Here is a 16,313-nt window from a genome sequence, read left to right on the forward strand (position 1 = left end):
TGTATTCTATCCCCAAGGCCCTCTACAAGCCAGTCCCTAAAAGTGTCACCTGGCTTTACTGTCCGAATGTATTCAAAAGATGCTACAAAATCCCCTCCATCATACTTGAATGGCTGTGAGCCTTGATTAATGTAGCTATCCAGTGATAGTTTATATCTTGAGAAACATTGAAAAAAGTAAGATTTTTGTTAAGGATTACCGTTTAGAATCCTTGTCAATCATCTATGATTAAATTCTGCCTTTTTGTTACTTTCTGACCATTAATCATAAAAAATGATGTAAAAAATAAAAAAACTATATGAAAATGAATGTGTATAAAAAAATCAACGCTTTATTTAAAATGTACAAAATCTATATAACATCAAGTACGTTCTAGGCGGTTAATATTTGGATTGTAAGAATTAACGTAGATAATAACGCTTTTTGGACAGGTTCTTAATCAGATTTTTCAAAGAGGGCAGGATGCTTTTCTTTTAATTGTATGAAAAGTTTTTCATCTAATTTTGCATTATAAAGTGTTTTTACATTAGAAAGCTGGTCAACTAATAAATGCTGAGCACCTTCTAGATTTGCCTCCTTAAATTTAGCCCCTTGAAGATTAGCTTTTCTGAAGTTAACTCTTTGAAGGTCAGCTCCATTAAAATTAGCCTCTTTAAGATTAGCTCTTTGAAGATTGGCACCCTCAAGTTTAGCATTTATAAGGTTAGCTCCCTGGAAGTTAGTCCCTTTAAGGTTAGCTTTTTGAAGTTTAGCACTTATAAGTTTAGATTTTATAAAGTTAGCTCCTTGAAGGATAGCTTCTTTAAGTTTGGCCTCTTCAAGGTTAGTTTCCTCAAATTCAGCTTTTTTAAGATTAGCTCCTTTAAGTTTAGCTTTTTCAAAATTAGCCTTTCCAAGGTAAGCCCTTTGAAGATTAGCTTTTCTGAGGTCAGTTCTTTGTAGATTAGCTTCTTGAAGATTAGCTCCTTGCAGGTCAGCTCTTTGAAGGTTAGCCTCTTCAAGGTCGGCTCTTTGAAGGTCAGCTCCCTGAAGGTTAGCTTTTTCAAGACCAGTTCGTATAAGGCTAGTTTCTTTAAGGTTAGCTCCTTGAAGGTTAGCTTTTTCAAGGTCAGCTCCTTGCAGGTCAGCTCCTTGAAGATTAGCCTCTTGAAGATCAGCTTCACAGAATATAGCTCCTTGAAGGTTAGCCCTTTCAAGGTTTGCTTCTACAAGGTCTGTTCTTTGGAGGTTAGCTTCTTGAAGGTTAACTTCATGGAGGTCAGTTCTTTGAAGGCTAGCTCCTTGAAGATTGGCTTCTTTAAGGTTAGCTCCTTGCAGGTCTGCTCCATAAAGTGTGGCCACTTGAAGTTTAGCTCCTTGAAGATTGGCCTCTTGAAAATTAACTCCTTGAAGTTCAGTTGCCTGGAGATTAGCCTCTTTAAGGTTAGCTCCTTTAAAGCTAGCTCCATGGAGGTTAGAACCTATAAAATTTGCCTTTTCAAGATCAACTTCTATAAAGTCGGCTCCTTCAAGCTTAGTCTTTATAAAGTTAGCTCCTCGAAGATCTTTTTTTTCTTTATCGTCCATTTATAATCACTCAGATCTAGATTTAAATAAACATTGCTATCTTACAATTGACTTAATTCAAATTTTAAGGAATACGAAATTCAATTAATATGTTTATAGATATAATAGGACTTGCGCAGTTGAACTGAAAAATCAACAGCATCAGACCGTTAGCTGTCTAAAACGTAACTTTAAGTTACAGTCTTTTACGTAATTGATTTTGTTCCTCAAGTACATAAATCCTATATAAGCAACCTCAATATGCTCAAATAATTTTTTATGCTTTTCTTGATTCAGTTTCCAAAACAAAATATGAATTCTCCGAGTTTGGAAAAAATTCATGCAGTATCTCAAATTTGCTGTAAATTTGAAGTCAAGTTTTTGCGTACTACGGAGAAATTGATCTTTCTATATGGAATTTTCTACCCAATAACTTATTGAGATTTGTGATTTTTCTGAAAAATTTGCACACTGTAGATATTCAAAGCTATTAAAACCTGGAAAAAACTACATTTATACTTAAAAGTAGTTGTCAAAAAATAATTGTTATAAAATAAAAAATTAAACCAGTTACTACTTAACCAATTACTATTTAACCAGTTACTATTTATAGATATTTATAAGTAACTTTTTTGAGAAATCAACATCTTCAACCACTTGCTTTTCAACATATTAAAACATTTAAGTGACATTTAGGCAATATTTTTGCACTAAACTCTTCGCTTGATTCTTATTTCAATGACCTTCAAGTTTCAATGGAATATACGCCTCAATGTGAAGAATTTGCTTTTGTTTTATCCTGAAATTTCACAAACTTGGGCTCTGCACATCATCGTTTTTCACTTTGTGTACACTATAATTTCCTGTTCATGCGTAAGTTTCCTGTTCATGCGTAAATTTAGAGAATAGATGCAGAGTTAATCCAAAGTATTCTAAGAGGCTGTCTTAAAATTCAAATCATTTCTACAATTGGATAATAGGCAACGTTTCGTTTAAATTCATATTACGCACTAGATGTATAAAATCAAACACAATAAACGCCATGGTTTAAACTTTTGTTTTAGACATTATAGTTTGACTCCGTTATCAATTTAAATGCATAAGTCCTATCCAAATTATAGAACCAGATTTAATTTTAAGACACGCTCTAAGATGAAATATCAACCAACTAAAAGTGTACGATCTATGTTTGTTTACTCAGAGAGGTTAGTTTAACTTTGTACCACATTCTCCGCAGAACCTGGTACCAATGGATACCTTGTTACCACAGTTTGGACATTTTGTGAGGGTAAGAGGTGCTCCGCAGTTATTGCAGAATTTTCCTTCACCTGAGGGTTTGCCGCATTCAGGACATAAAGTTTGCCTTCTCTCTATATTGCCTTTAAATACATTTGCATTTTCAGCTTTATCCCTCATTTCATCTACCATGCGTTCTGCTCTTATTGCAGTCAGCTCAACATTTTCTCTTGGCGCACATTCTACACAGAGATTATCCTGCTCATTCCAGTCTGCTTCACAGACATAGTGTTTGCATCTCGGACACCTGAAGAAATGTTCTTTTGCCTCATTCTGGGCTATTTCAAAGGCATCTTCCCACTCCTTACGCCATTCAGGAGACATTCCCTGTTTTCGGTCGTTGAGTATATCCACGCCTCTTTCCAGTGCATTCCCAACACCGTACTGGCCTACAAGGTCGGAGCCTGCAGAGAGGGCTCTTCCAACCATGCCGAACAGGCCTGTCTTCTTATATGTTTTGGATTCGATGAATCTTGTTTTGTAGCCGTCTTCACAGATGTCACAGTAGAAAGTAAACTGGAAACCTGCTTCTGAACTGTTGTCTTCATAGTTCCTTGTAAAAGGTTGGAGTTGTGATGTCTTGAATCCTATATTATCACCTCAACGGTTTACCGCATTTGATACAATTCTTGCTTGCAGGGGACTGCAGGGTCCGACATTTCGGATTGGGGCAGGCAATGACAATAGGAGCACCGCAATTGCTGCATTTATCTCCAAGGAATGTTTCTTTTCCGCAATTATTACATGTGGTCCACAGCAAAACGCCGCAGTGCCCGCAAACTTTTGCCCCGTCTTCAAGAGGGTATCTACATAAAGGGCATCTCATAGGCCCTAGAGGGTCCTCATGCGTACAGAACGGACAGAAATTAGAATCACGCGCGATTAATTTACCGCAATATTTACACGGATGTTTATAACTGGCCATCTTTTCCCCTTCATAAACTTTTTATTTACCTAAAAGATGCCTGACAAATATACTATTAATAATTATTGTATTTTAGTTTTTTAAATTTTCTATATTGACTTGCAATATTCAGGGTATCTAAAAATCAGACTTGAGCTCTGGTCAGTTTCTCAATGAAATGGCGCAAAATCACGTATTAACAGGAAAGTTTTGAGAAACTCAAAACTATAATTCTATATATGGGAAAAAATTATTGTATAAACATGGCAGAATCGATCGGCAATCTCCTCTCCACTTTGAAACAAAATATTCCTTATTTTAAAGACCACGACATAAGTTCTGAAGTGATGCTTGGAGCATTGCTGCATTTATTCCTGATCATTTGCTTTATCGTTTTATTTTACCTGTTAGTTAGAAAGTTCATGTAACTCCAGAAGATACTCCCAAATACCGTGATTAATCCAGGCAGGCAGTGGAAAACGGAGTTCACAATTAAGGATGAACATTAATGTAACGTCGACAGAGACCGTTGTAGAAATTTTCTGAGATGTAGAAAACACAAGAAATTATGAAGCTGATTATTAAAAAACTGATTATAAAAAAGTTGATTATAAAAAAGTTGATTATAAAAAAGTCGATTATAAAAAAGTCGATTAATTGAGCTGAGTGGGCTGAATATTTATAATTATTTCAGCCTTTTGCAGCTGATTTAATAAAAGTTTTTTACATAGCCATAACTTCTACATAGCCATAACTTCTACATAGCCATAACTTCTACATAGCCATAACTTCTACATAGCCAGAATTTACTCATTTTCCGGCTCATCAAGATATGGAGAAAGTGAGGATAGAGCCTCAGCTTTTTGGGACTCGGATTTAATCCCGGACGCTAGATTAAGGGCTTTTTTAAGAATTTCTTCTTTTCTGGGTTCTTCCAGGTGTGGGAGAACATACGAGAGAGCCTCGGGCCTCATGTCTTTATCTTTAAGGCCGAAAGCCAATTGAAGGGCTTGTTCTAGCACTTCTTCTTTTTTCTGCTCGTTTAGATATGGGATAAGAGATGAGAGAGCCTGTACCTTTTGATAGTCAGAGAAAATTACCTCTATGAGTTCAAGGGCTCTTTCAATAATAGCTTCATTTTTTAACCCGTAAAGATGCGGTACAAGCGAGGAAAGTATCTGGAATTTTGTGTCTCCATATTGAAGATGGTGTGAGAAGCAAAAGATATTTTCAATAAGCTCTTCTTTGCCTGATCCTCTCAGGTGAGGGAGAAGTGAGGAAAGGACAAGGGCTCTTTCGTTCTCATCCTGAATATGGGAAGCAGATTCAAGAGCTTTCTCAATAGATTCGGCTTTTTTTGGCTCATCCAGGTACAGGACAGACAGGGAGAGGGCCTGTGACCTTAAATCTCCATATTGGATCTGGGAGGCAAAATCAAGGGCATCTCCCATGATCTCTCCTTTTTCCGGCTTTTCCAGACGTGAGATTAGCATTAAAAGAGCCTTTGCCTTTTGAACCTTATCTTGAATCTCATTATCGGTTTTTTCAGCACTAGCTTTTGCAGAATCAGGTTTTGTGATATGTTTAATCTCTGCAATTTGCTCAATTCGTAAGTCGCTGGGAGTCTTTTCGCCTACGACTTCTAGACCAGTAACAGGTTTTTCGGTATTTTGCATTCCGTATCGCTCCGGACCCTGAGAAATACCCTTTCTTGTTACGAAGGCTTCAAGCAGCCTGTTAAATTCATCAAACACTTGGATTCTATCAATCAAAGTTTGTTTTGAACCGTGTTCTGAGGTTTGTTTTATAATCATGGCCGAACTGTCTTCAGTCATTAGGTTCTGTACTGTTTTGTAATCCATAAAAGACGAAACTTCTTTAACTAAATCAGGGTTTTTTTCAAGCAATTTTAATATCTCCTGAATAAAAACTTGCCTTACATCCATATCCGAGGGTGCAACAATCATATCTCCGGCGGCTTCTTTTAATTCAGTGCATTCTGTTGAACACAGTTTTTCCCAGAGTTTTCTTTTAGTCTCCCAAACTCCAAACCCCACTTTTTTGCAGGCTTCTTCAGCCGCTTTTTTAGACCCAATAACCAGATAAGGAATAACAGGTTCGATAAAATCTACTATTTTTTGTGCCAACTGTTTAATTATTACGTCCTGTTGCCGCATTATTTCAGCCTTCTATTTAAATATCCTATAGGATACTATAATTTACAATTATATAAGTACTATAATTCAGCATGATACAGGTCCATAGTTAAACAATTTTGGACTAACATATTTAATTCGTAATAGCATAAATAAACAATAATATAATGCAATATATCTCTGATTGAGAACTTATCTGCTACTCAGAGGTATTTAAGCTTTTTGAAAGGTTAGAAAGTGTAAGAGAAATATAACAATAAAACTTCCGTTACTAAATATTAAAGTATAATTGTGAAACTTAAGTTATTAAATAAATAAGTACAATAATGAAACTTCAGTTAATAAGTACTATAATGGAATTTATTAAAATAACAAAAACTGCCTGCCACAAAACCAGTCAATGGTCTTAAGGATCTGGTTAAAAGGGTCAGAGTTCAACAGCCAAACTATTATGTCAGCATTTCTCGGTTTTACTTTAATAAATTTTACTTCCAGCTAAAATCCAGAATCAATACTTATATGAGGAAACCTGCCAGATTGGGATATTGTAAATAAATAATGAGCTGATTCCAAAAACCAAAATGACTTCTCTGAATCCCAGATCTACAATAAGTAATAGATTTTCTGATCACGAAAACAATTTTGAAATTTTACTAATTTGAGGATAAAATTAGTTTTGGGATGGGCTTGATATTTAGATAGGACAGTATTATAACAAAGTTGGTGGACATTTTTGAGTGAGCAGCCAGAAATACATAATAAGGTTTTCAGTCAGTTTTCGGATGATAGAATAGAGGCTGCAAAGCAGCTGGGAACTTTTTTTGAGGTTTTGCCTGACAGAAAACAGGCTTTTGAAGATCTGTTAAGGCTTTGTTCTGACGGAGAGGATGCAGTCAGGGAAAAAGCCATCAATTCCCTTGTAACGGTTTTTCCGAATGTACCGGATAGAAAGCTTGCATGGGATAAGTTTGTGAATCTGACAGCTTATCCTGTAGAGTCTGTAATGACGGCTGCAGCCAATGCTCTTGTCAGCGTTTTCTCTCTTATGCAGGACAAAAATAAAGCATGGGAAAACCTTGCCGGACTGATAAACTCCAGATCAAGCATGGAAGATGCAAATAGGGAAATCGTCAGCTCACTTAATTATATAATAAAGGAAGTACCTGATAAGGGGCAGGTCTGGAAAGACCTGCTTAAGATGGGAGCCTCAGAATATCCTTATGTACGGGAGAAGTCGGCTTTGCTTTTGAACCTGGTTTTCCCGGAACTGGCTGATGGGGAAAAAGAAAAAGCCTGGAATGAAGTACTGGAACTGGCTAGCGAATCTGTGGATGAAAAGATCAGGGAGCAGGCTACCCGGACTCTTGGAGTTATTTACACACAGATGCCAGAAGAGATGAAGGATGAAACTCTTGAAACTCTTCTGGAACTTGCAGTATCGGGAAACCCTGAGGTTCAGAAGGAAGCTCTTCTGGCTCTACCCCCGGTTTTTTTCCATATCCCGGATAAGAAAAAGGCCTGGAATGACATTATCAAGCTTACAGGAGACGAAAATGAGTATGTTCGAAAGCAAGCTATCGATGCTCTGGTTTTTATCTTTCCTGAGATGCCGGACAAAAAAAAGATCTGGGCTGATTTCCTGAACCTGGCAAAAGCCAGAGATGATTATATCAGGAACATGGCCGCTGATGCGCTTGTATCCTTATTTTCAGGTCTGGATAACAAAGCTTCACTATGTGAGGAACTCATCGAACTCTCAGGGAATGAGGACGAAGCCGTGCAGAGTACAGCGGTTAACATTCTCACGAAGGCTTTTCCGCATATTTCCTGCAAAAGAGAGGCATATTCCAAGCTTGTACGCCTGGCTGAAACGAAGGATAGTCCTGTGCTCCGAAAGGTCGTGAGTAAACTTACTTCTGCTTATCCCGAATTATGTAATATACCTGAGGTAAGTGAAAGGGAGTGGGAAGAGATAAGAAAACGTGGAGTGCAGGATAAAACCTGGAAAAGTAACTCTGGGAAACTAGAGAAACCCTGGGGGGAATATGAATCAAAGGGAGATCGCAGATTCGAAAAAAAAGGTAAATTCAGAAAAGAGAAATCAGGTGAAAAAGAAAACGTAGGAGAAAAGGAAAAAACTGGAGAACAAGAAAAATCAGGAGAAAAAGAAGAAACTGGAGAAAAGGAAAAACCTGGTAGTCTCCAGTTTTATGAAAAAGAACACAGAAAGCCTGTCTCGAATCTATTTAAAAAACCTGTGTCTGATAATTTCGGGCTTGAAGTGGAAAGCAGGGCATACATACGAAGAAAAGATATGACGGATTTGTTCGCCGGGTCAGGCTCTGGTCTTTCAGGTAAAGAAGAGGCTGTAAGTAAGCTTATTAACCTGATTTCGGATCCGGATCCCCAGAGGCGAAGAGGCGCAATAGAATCTCTGCTTACAGCCTATTCCCGATATACAGGCAAAACGCAAGATATCTGGAACGAACTCCTTAACCTGACCGGGGAGGAGGAGACAGACACCAGAAGGGATGCTGCAGACCTGCTTTCGGAGGTATTTCCAGTGGTTGAGGAAAAGTCCACAGTTTTTTTTGATCTTGTAAAGCTTACTGAAAGCCAAGAAGCCCATCTCAGGAGGAGAGCCACAGAACTCCTTGCTTCTGCTTTTGCCTATTGTGAAGATAAGCAGGCAGCCTGGAACGAACTTGTAAGGCTTGTGTCAGTTGAAGACCGTGAAGTTCGGAAAGGAGCAATTCTTGCTTTATCTTCAGGTTATATAGAGGTGCCAGATAAAGAAAAAGCCTGGAAAGACCTGTTAAGTTTTTCCGATCATAGCGACAGTTTTGTTCAAAGGGAGGCAACAAGGGCTCTTGGGCCTGCTTTTTTCTATGTGCCGGATAAAACCCAGGCCTGGAGAGACCTGAAAGCGCTTACTGACAATCCGTACGTTTATGTCCGAAGGTATGCTTTACGCTCGCTTGGAAGAGCTTCTCTCTGGAGGGCGCTAAGGGCAGAAAATGAAGCTACTTACATTTTCGGGCTAAAAGAAGCCGTCAATTATTTAGAGGAAGCATCCAAAGCTTCTATTGGTTTCCATATTCCAGAATTCTATCATCCCTTTTATCAAGCTCTGTTATTCATTCTTTTCAGCGACAGACCCGGTATAGCAAAAGTTGAAAGTGAGCGCTACCTCTCAAAAATGACAGATGAAGTCAGGGAGCAGACTGAAAGACAGAAACTTCTCGAGATCTTCGAACAGTTTTCAGAACTTCTTACACGCGCAGGGAGACTCTCCCCTGGAGACCTTTCAGGACAGAAAAAGCTACTTAAAACCTCGATTCTACTTCTTGACCAATTTTCAGGCTTTTTTGATAACAAAGAAGAAATGGCTATTTTCGCTCAAAAAACCGTGAAAAAAGAAAAACCTGTGAAAAAGGAGTATTCGAACCTTGGAAAAGCTCTTCTTGAGCGGGTAGAGAAAAAGAAGGCATCCTTAACAAAAGACCGTAAAAAAAAGAATTTCTGACTTGAAGTAAGAAGTTTTAAGCTTCTGTAATTATTATCAGGTTAAAAAACTGAAGTTGATTTGAAGGTGACTTGAAGGTGATTTGAAGGTGATTTGAAGGTGATTAAGTGTAAATATTCACCCTGAGGATATACTATTATTCTGAGAGAACTTTTTGTTATATGGCAGTGTAGTGTTTTATCCTGGAATGATTTCGCAGATTCAAAACCATTTGAATGTTCAATACGCGATACAGTAACAGATGACGCAAAAGATTAAATGCTGAGTAAATTTAAGCTTCATTTTGGTAATGTAGAATGATTCTGTAAAATGAAACAACTTCGAAGTTGAAGTGAAATGGTGGTCACTTGTATACGACAGATCATTGTAATAAAAGAAATTAAAAAGCGAAATAATTTTGGGACAAAACAGCTTCTTCTACTACCTAACTTGATTATATATCAAGCCATTCACAATTGATTTCAATTCATTTATGAGTAAAATTCACACAATTATTGTATTAGTGCTATTATTTTTCTCAGTATTATTTAAGTAGATGCTACTACTTTATTGTATCCAGGAACGGGAACATATTCTCATAACTGTATTAACCAACCCAAGTATATACACCACCACACCCGTTCCGAAAAACGGTTCTCATCGTCACCGGGTATCAAACCACTTTTCACATTCTTTAAAAAAATAAATGAATAAAAACACTTTGAACAGGCCCAAAATAGATTGTAAACCCGAATAGTGGAAAATTTTTATTATGTCTTTATTTCGGGGTTAATTTATCCATTTTAATATGACATCAGCATTACGAACAGATGCTTTAAGGTTCTGCTTTGACGGATATCCGAAGATCAACGGTGCGATAAGCTTATGGCCCTCTGGAACTCCGACCTCTTTCAGGAATTCCATATCGTAACCCAAACCGTCAGCCAGGCCTATCCAACAGCTGCCTATTCCTAAAGATTGAGCTGCAAGCATCATATTCTCAGCGGCTAGAGCACAGTCATGCTCATTGATAACATTGGGGGACGCAAACACTAAAATGAGAACAGGCGCTCCATAGAATATTCGAGTTGCCGGTTTAGATAAAAATTGCACAAATCTTACCATCTCTGGGATTTCGGTATCTTTGTATGCAGCAAGGAAAGCCTTCTTAGCGCGGTCATCATATTCCTCGACGAGCTGCTTATTTTTTATGACCACAAACCGCCATGGCTGCTTATTCACGGCTGTGGGGGCATATGTTCCCGCTCTTATAATCTCTTTGATTATTTCATCGGAAACCTCTTTATCAGAAAAATTGCGCACAGATCGACGCTGGTAAATATTGTCTAACACGGCGTTTGAAATCTTCTCTCCGATAGTTGTGATATTGTCGGTCAAGAAATCACCATTAACAGTATAAAGAGAGAATCTATTTAATTGCTATCTTAGATTGAGGGCTCTGTTCCAAAATCTAGTGATTTTGAATTTTACATTTATCACTGGATTTTAGTACTGAGTCGAAGGCCCGGAAGAAGGAACAATAGCTTACGAATTCTGAATGAAAATTAAAACCATATCTCCAACTTCATAGAAATTCGAATAGTTACGATATTTTTACACAAAATAATTTAAGTACTTCAATAAAATCCAATAAAACGGCAGTATAACCTCAATTTTATATATTTATGCATATTATAATTATTGTTTGGGCATCTGTAAACTCTTCATTTAAACACCCTCCATCTATCTCCGTTCCTCCTCTCTAAAGACGGATGCCCTTTTTATTCTAAAACTTTCTGAATTCTTTGCCGAAAATGTATGCATGAAAATGAACTCCACACCCTCTTCTTTCTGCTTTCCTCTTTTGATCGTTTTTTCTTTTCTTCTGATCTTCTTTAATCTCTTTCTCTTTCCTTCTGATTTTCTTTAACCTCTTTCTCTTTTTTGATCTCCTCTTTTGACCCATTTCTCTTTCCTTCTTTTCTCCTCCCTTTTCCCTGATCTATTTCTTGTTCTCTCTTCCTTTCCTGTTTGTTCGAATGAAGGACTTTAAATTAATTGACAGGCATAATAATTAAAAAATAGAACGAATAACTGGAATAAGCAATAAATTAAGATTTGTTTAAGAGAAACGGAGATGGTACGTTGACAGAAAATCCATTACAGGTTATTGTGGATCAGGACCCTCAATTATTTGCCCTGCTTGAAAATACACACGAACTTGCTTTCGTGGAGGAGGGAATACCTCTTAAGTACAAATTACTGCTTGCAATGTCCCTGGATGCGGCTAATGGTGCGATAAACGGAGTAAAGTTCCTTGCAGTTCAGGCGATGCAGGCAGGGGCGACAAAAGAAGAAGTAATGCAGGCGATAAGAATAACTCAGTACATTTTTGGAGTTGGAAGTGTTTATACAGCCTCAGAGGCTCTTAAGGACATTTTGTAAACAGTATAAAAGGAATCCATTGCGCCAAAGTAATCATTGCATAGGTCAAGGAGCTTTCTGACCTTTATGTATTGATTTGGAGCAAAAATAGTCCCAAATTCTTAGCATTGAAGCAAAAAGGGATAATGGCTATCATGGAAATGGAATAATAAAGCACTTTATAATATAAGGAACAAGATCGTTGAAAATAGATCTGCCGCAAATGCGGCAGAATATTAAAACAAATGAAAAAATTACTTACTTTTTTAGACTGGGACCCCCATGTAAACTTTATGAAGTTCTTCTGCGATATCTTCAATATTATTATATTTTTTGTCAGGAAGCATGCCAAGTTCCCGCAGTATGTCTGGAATTGCTTTGCTCTTTCTCGCTTGTTCAATAATTCCATTCCTATCTATAGGAAAATTCAGATTTTTTAACATTTTTTGAATTTCTACAGGAAGTTCGGAAATGTATTCAGCTTTGTTTTCAGTTTCCATTGTATTTCCCCTTTATTTTTGTTTCTAAAATTCCCTGGCGACATCTGCAGCTTTTCTGTACTCCTTTTCCGAAGATGATTCTATTTGCAGAATGTCGACCTCCAGCGTTTTTATCCTTAGAACTTAACAACATATTCCTTATTTGAAGAATATCAATACTTCCTAAAGTTTCAGAAGGAAGCTGAACTTTTTTAATAGGGATTATAATGACGATTTACTATTTAAATATTAACATTATTCTTAAATAATATGTTAAAAATTAATACTTTATGTTATTTCAGTAATAATAACCAGTTTAAATTAGTAACTTTCAATGAAATAATTAACAAAAAAATCTAAATAAATATATGTACACTTAAAGAAAAAAGATAGAAATACTGTAGACTTTATCGGTGATTCATAAAAGGGTTCAGAGAAACAGTGGTTCAGAGAAACAGTTTTTGAGTTTTGGGATCAGCTTATTGTGTATCGTTTTGTCTTAACGCTGGTTAATAGTACAAGGCTAAATAATGCAACTGCTCAAATGAGATACAATGGGATTTTTGTTGCAACAATTACAGGTGTGACTATATCTATCCCGACATTATTTTAAGACTCCTCTCAGATTCAATCAAACTATTTCATAATTATATAATGCATGATTCGATTCTGATTATTCTTATTGGAAATATGTTACATGTTATAATATATCCTCTAGCAGAACATCATTATCTCGAATGCTTTTTTTCTGATAATATCTTTTGGCATGCTCCACGAGCAGGGCATGACACTCCTGGTACACCGTCGTGTCTTCAGGCAAGTTTTCTTCAAACAGAACTTTGATTTCATTGTAACCTGCCTTTTCATCAGCAAGGCCCAGGTTTGTTACTATTCTTTTAGTATAAGCATCAACAACAAAGGAAGGCTGTTTGAAGGCATAAAGCAGGATCGAATCAGCAGTTTCAGGGCCCACGCCTTTTAAAGAAAGAAGCTCTGTACGTTCAGGGATTCGATTTTCAAGTTTCGAAAACCAGCAGGCAATGTTTTTCAGGCGTACTGCTTTCTGGTTGTAATAACCTGCCGGCCTGATAGCTTCTTTCAGGATTTCTGTGTCAAGGGAGAGAATTGTTTCAGGAGAAAATGAGTGCATCTGTTTAAGGCTGAGGAGATCTTTAAGATTCAGAAGAGCTTTTTCAACCTGTATCCAGCTAGTGTTTTGCGTAAGCAAGGCTCCACAGATAATCTCAAACCGCTGATTTCTAGTTTGGGGATATGTATAGTCAGCAGGATGATATCCCTGGACAGAGCCGGTTTTTGTAGGATTTGTCCCCTCGGCTTCACGAAGTTCGGTTAAAGGCCACCAGCCCTGAGGACCATAGGAGTCAAGGAGCCGATCGTAGATCTTCCTGATAACAGGCTTCATCCCTGTTTTATCGGTACTGAGATTTTGAGCGCTCTTTTTCATTTAAACATCTCATATTCAAGAATAGTTTAAAACTTTTTCATACCAGGATTAGCCTTTATGTATTTTCATTTTTCGAACTTTACTAGCTGTACTGACCAACTTTACTAATTTTACTTGGTCTGCATAGGCCAAAATTTGTTTCAAACTTTTCCTTAGCTGTGTGATCAAAAAAGAAATAATATTTTACTCTGCCTTCTAGAGACAGAGGAGAAATTACAGCAAAGGATAAACTGCTCAAATGCTTTCAAAAAGGAATTAATTGCTTTCAGAGACAGCTTTGCATTTATCTAAAACGGCATTAGCACCCTGTTTTGCAGTTTGCCCTTCGCTCTGTATAGTTGTATCAGCTCCAGAAACCCGAGATTTTGCTGGAGAATATTTGATAGCAAGCACCCTCATTATACTGAGTACAAACAATAAAGCCGCCAGACTTAAAATAAATTCATACCCAAACTCCTGTGAATAGAGGCCGACTGCGATTTCACGCAGGACTATAAATATTGTAGCATCTGTGATATCCGTAAGCCTGATCCTGTCATTTTCCTGGTAATCAACAAAAGCTTTGAAAAGGTCAATCACAATAAAAACCGTCAATACACTTGTTACCATGTGATTGAATCCGCTTTCAAGAGACTCAAAAATAATGAGACGGATATCCAGTAAGGTCTTTACCATTCCCATAATTAAAGCCAGCAGTAGTATATAAAGAAAGATTATACTGATACTATCAGTGACCTTTTTAAATAGTTTAATACTATCCATTTTATCTCCTATATCCACTGCTTCTCATATTTTAGACCCTATTTATAGTTTTTCATATAATTCTTCATATTTATTCAAGAAATATATTTTTTGATTTTCAATTACCTCCTTCTCTATTCCTCCCTTCCTTTCTATTTCTCTCTTCCTTTCTATTCTTCTCTTCTTTTCTAAGACAAATCCTTTCTATTCTTCTCTTCTTTTCTAAGACAAATCCTTTCTATTCTTCTCTTCTTTTCTAAGACAAATCCTTTCTATTCTTCACTTCTTTTCTAAGACAAATCCTTTCTATTCTTCACTTCTTTTAAGACAATCCTTTCAGGTTAAATGATCTCCAGTAAGGCATTCTTCTTTCTAACTGATCATTCATACCTCAGTGCATCTACAGGTTTCAGTTCCGAGGCGTTCTTTGCAGGCACGAGACCTGCAATCAGACCCACAACTATGGAAACTAAGGTCGAAATAAATGTAGCTTTAAAGCTGAGAGCGAATTCGAAGGGAGCATTCATTTTTATAGAGATGAAGAAAAGAATCGTCTGCACTGCAAGTGTGCCAATGATAATACCTATGATTCCTCCTACAAGGCTGATCATTGCGGAATTGCAAAGAAAGATTAGCATTATATCCTGATTTTTTGCTCCTATGGCTTTCATGATTCCGATCTCTTTAGTCTTCTCAAGGACAGACGTAAACATTGTATTCGCGATTCCTGTCGAACCTACAAGGAGTGAAATACCTGCAATAAATGCCAGGAAGGCGGTAAGGCCGTTAATCATTTTTCTGGTACTTTCAATTGCTTCTTTTTGAGAATTCACATAGAAATCCTGAGTATCTTCAGTAACTTTTCTCGATAGCCTCAGTTTGCGCTCGATCTCTTCAATGGCTGCTTCATAATCTGCATCTTTCTTGAGTTTGACCTCTATTGTGCTGTAGACATCTGCGCTGTAATCATCCGTTTCTGTTTCAGAAAGGTCCTCGTTGCTGGAAAGGGAATATGCATCCTGGTAAGGCATATAGATACTGCTCCCGAAAAGTCCTGAAATACCTCCAAGAAGCCCACTACCCGTTGCCAGTATTCCGACTACCCTGTACGACTTGCCATTCAATAGAATTATCTCGTTAAGCCTGATCTCCCTCTTGAAAGTATTCTTTGCGAGCTCATTTGAAAGAACCACAACATTCCGATCTCCAGTTTCCAGCATTCGGCCCTTTTCCACATCTTTATTTGATATTCTAGGCCAGACAGCCGGATCCACGCCTGTAACCCAGACATGGGTACTCTCACCTCCGATCTTCATTTCTGCATCTTTGTCAACATTGACATTGATATATTCAATAGCCGGAATGCGGCGCAGGGTGAGTATATCCATATTTGTGAGTTGAGATTCCGTCACCTGCTCAAAATCAACAGAGTTAGATGTATTGTCCTGAGTTTCCCCTTCATTCTCTTCGGTTTCCGCAGTCGTCTCCGAGTAATCTCCAGAAACATCCGAACTTCCGTCTGTATTGTCCGAGTCCGCTACTACGAATTCTTCGTCGGTTACCTGGAAGGGGGTTGAGGCTACGATTGTGATTATATCACCTCCGAAGCCTTCCAGAGTTTCAGTTACTTCTTTCTCAAAATATTCCCCTGTAGTGACAATCGCCATTACCGAAGCAATGCCTATTATTATCCCTATTATAGTCAGCCAGCTCCTCAGCTTATTGGCTTTGACCATACTAAAGGCAATTTTTAAAATTTTTCCCGGTTTCATGGAACACAGACTCCATTTTCCGCGTT

General features: G+C 37.5%; 12 protein-coding genes. 2 read left to right on the forward strand and 10 right to left on the reverse strand.

The window, feature by feature from the left end; all coding sequences use genetic code 11:
* Positions 1 to 435: 435 nt before the first annotated feature.
* From MSBRM_RS09970 to MSBRM_RS09980, 4 genes are all read right to left on the reverse strand, one after another.
* Positions 436 to 1,566, reverse strand: coding sequence for a pentapeptide repeat-containing protein (locus MSBRM_RS09970; RefSeq protein ID WP_052712816.1), 1,131 nt, complete (start codon positions 1,564 to 1,566; stop codon positions 436 to 438).
* 1,185 nt (positions 1,567 to 2,751) lie between these two features.
* A complete protein-coding gene (locus MSBRM_RS09975) occupies positions 2,752 to 3,270 on the reverse strand; it encodes a zinc ribbon domain-containing protein (RefSeq protein ID WP_203397919.1) in 519 nt (172 codons plus the stop codon).
* Positions 3,271 to 3,436: 166 nt separating this feature from the next.
* Complete coding sequence (locus MSBRM_RS19520) at positions 3,437 to 3,766, reverse strand: double zinc ribbon domain-containing protein (RefSeq protein ID WP_080941446.1); 330 nt, start codon at positions 3,764 to 3,766, stop codon at positions 3,437 to 3,439.
* 785 nt (positions 3,767 to 4,551) lie between these two features.
* Positions 4,552 to 5,922 carry a hypothetical protein gene (locus MSBRM_RS09980; protein WP_048155558.1) on the reverse strand — a complete coding sequence of 457 codons (1,371 nt, stop codon included), beginning with the start codon at positions 5,920 to 5,922 and terminating at the stop codon, positions 4,552 to 4,554.
* A 712-nt stretch (positions 5,923 to 6,634) separates the two neighbouring features.
* On the opposite strand from MSBRM_RS09980, the gene MSBRM_RS09985 reads away from it, so the two are divergent.
* Positions 6,635 to 9,427, forward strand: coding sequence for a HEAT repeat domain-containing protein (locus MSBRM_RS09985; protein WP_048155559.1), 2,793 nt, complete (start codon positions 6,635 to 6,637; stop codon positions 9,425 to 9,427).
* A gap of 768 nt (positions 9,428 to 10,195) precedes the next feature.
* Here MSBRM_RS09985 and MSBRM_RS09990 read toward each other — a convergent pair.
* Together MSBRM_RS09990 and MSBRM_RS09995 are read right to left on the reverse strand one after the other, a co-directional pair.
* Complete coding sequence (locus tag MSBRM_RS09990; protein WP_230668829.1) at positions 10,196 to 10,759, reverse strand: nitroreductase; 564 nt, start codon at positions 10,757 to 10,759, stop codon at positions 10,196 to 10,198.
* A 433-nt stretch (positions 10,760 to 11,192) separates the two neighbouring features.
* Positions 11,193 to 11,372, reverse strand: coding sequence for a hypothetical protein (locus MSBRM_RS09995; RefSeq protein ID WP_048117289.1), 180 nt, complete (start codon positions 11,370 to 11,372; stop codon positions 11,193 to 11,195).
* Between the two features lie 179 nt (positions 11,373 to 11,551).
* On the opposite strand from MSBRM_RS09995, the gene MSBRM_RS10000 reads away from it, so the two are divergent.
* Positions 11,552 to 11,851: a carboxymuconolactone decarboxylase family protein gene (locus MSBRM_RS10000; protein ID WP_196297297.1), complete on the forward strand. Its 300-nt coding sequence runs from the start codon at positions 11,552 to 11,554 to the stop codon at positions 11,849 to 11,851.
* A gap of 245 nt (positions 11,852 to 12,096) precedes the next feature.
* Here MSBRM_RS10000 and MSBRM_RS10005 read toward each other — a convergent pair whose 3' ends face one another.
* From MSBRM_RS10005 to MSBRM_RS10020, 4 genes are all read right to left on the reverse strand, one after another.
* Complete coding sequence (locus MSBRM_RS10005; RefSeq protein ID WP_048155562.1) at positions 12,097 to 12,330, reverse strand: DUF2795 domain-containing protein; 234 nt, start codon at positions 12,328 to 12,330, stop codon at positions 12,097 to 12,099.
* A 679-nt stretch (positions 12,331 to 13,009) separates the two neighbouring features.
* Positions 13,010 to 13,774 (reverse strand): endonuclease III domain-containing protein, encoded by a 765-nt coding sequence (locus MSBRM_RS10010; protein ID WP_048117280.1) that lies wholly within the window; start codon positions 13,772 to 13,774, stop codon positions 13,010 to 13,012.
* A 255-nt stretch (positions 13,775 to 14,029) separates the two neighbouring features.
* The gene (locus MSBRM_RS10015) at positions 14,030 to 14,536 is read right to left on the reverse strand and encodes a phosphate-starvation-inducible PsiE family protein (protein ID WP_048155564.1); all 507 of its coding nucleotides are present in this window, start codon (positions 14,534 to 14,536) and stop codon (positions 14,030 to 14,032) included.
* 359 nt (positions 14,537 to 14,895) lie between these two features.
* Positions 14,896 to 16,287 (reverse strand): ABC transporter permease, encoded by a 1,392-nt coding sequence (locus MSBRM_RS10020; protein ID WP_048122802.1) that lies wholly within the window; start codon positions 16,285 to 16,287, stop codon positions 14,896 to 14,898.
* Positions 16,288 to 16,313: the final 26 nt, after the last annotated feature.

It is taken from the genome of Methanosarcina barkeri MS (assembly GCF_000970025.1).
In the GTDB taxonomy this organism is placed as follows: domain Archaea; phylum Halobacteriota; class Methanosarcinia; order Methanosarcinales; family Methanosarcinaceae; genus Methanosarcina; species Methanosarcina barkeri.

Excerpts from the sequence above, each read along its gene's own strand:
- MSBRM_RS09995 (WP_048117289.1), bottom strand. The coding sequence starts at position 11,372 with ATGGGTCAAAAGAGGAGATCAAAAAAGAGAAAGAGGTTAAAGAAAATC.
- MSBRM_RS10010 (WP_048117280.1), bottom strand. The coding sequence starts at position 13,774 with ATGAAAAAGAGCGCTCAAAATCTCAGTACCGATAAAACAGGGATGAAG.
- MSBRM_RS10005 (WP_048155562.1), bottom strand. The coding sequence starts at position 12,330 with ATGGAAACTGAAAACAAAGCTGAATACATTTCCGAACTTCCTGTAGAA.
- MSBRM_RS19520 (WP_080941446.1), bottom strand. The coding sequence starts at position 3,766 with ATGGCCAGTTATAAACATCCGTGTAAATATTGCGGTAAATTAATCGCG.
- MSBRM_RS09980 (WP_048155558.1), bottom strand. The coding sequence starts at position 5,922 with ATGCGGCAACAGGACGTAATAATTAAACAGTTGGCACAAAAAATAGTA.
- MSBRM_RS09975 (WP_203397919.1), bottom strand. The coding sequence starts at position 3,270 with ATGGTTGGAAGAGCCCTCTCTGCAGGCTCCGACCTTGTAGGCCAGTAC.
- MSBRM_RS10020 (WP_048122802.1), bottom strand. The coding sequence starts at position 16,287 with ATGAAACCGGGAAAAATTTTAAAAATTGCCTTTAGTATGGTCAAAGCC.
- MSBRM_RS10015 (WP_048155564.1), bottom strand. The coding sequence starts at position 14,536 with ATGGATAGTATTAAACTATTTAAAAAGGTCACTGATAGTATCAGTATA.
- MSBRM_RS09970 (WP_052712816.1), bottom strand. The coding sequence starts at position 1,566 with ATGGACGATAAAGAAAAAAAAGATCTTCGAGGAGCTAACTTTATAAAG.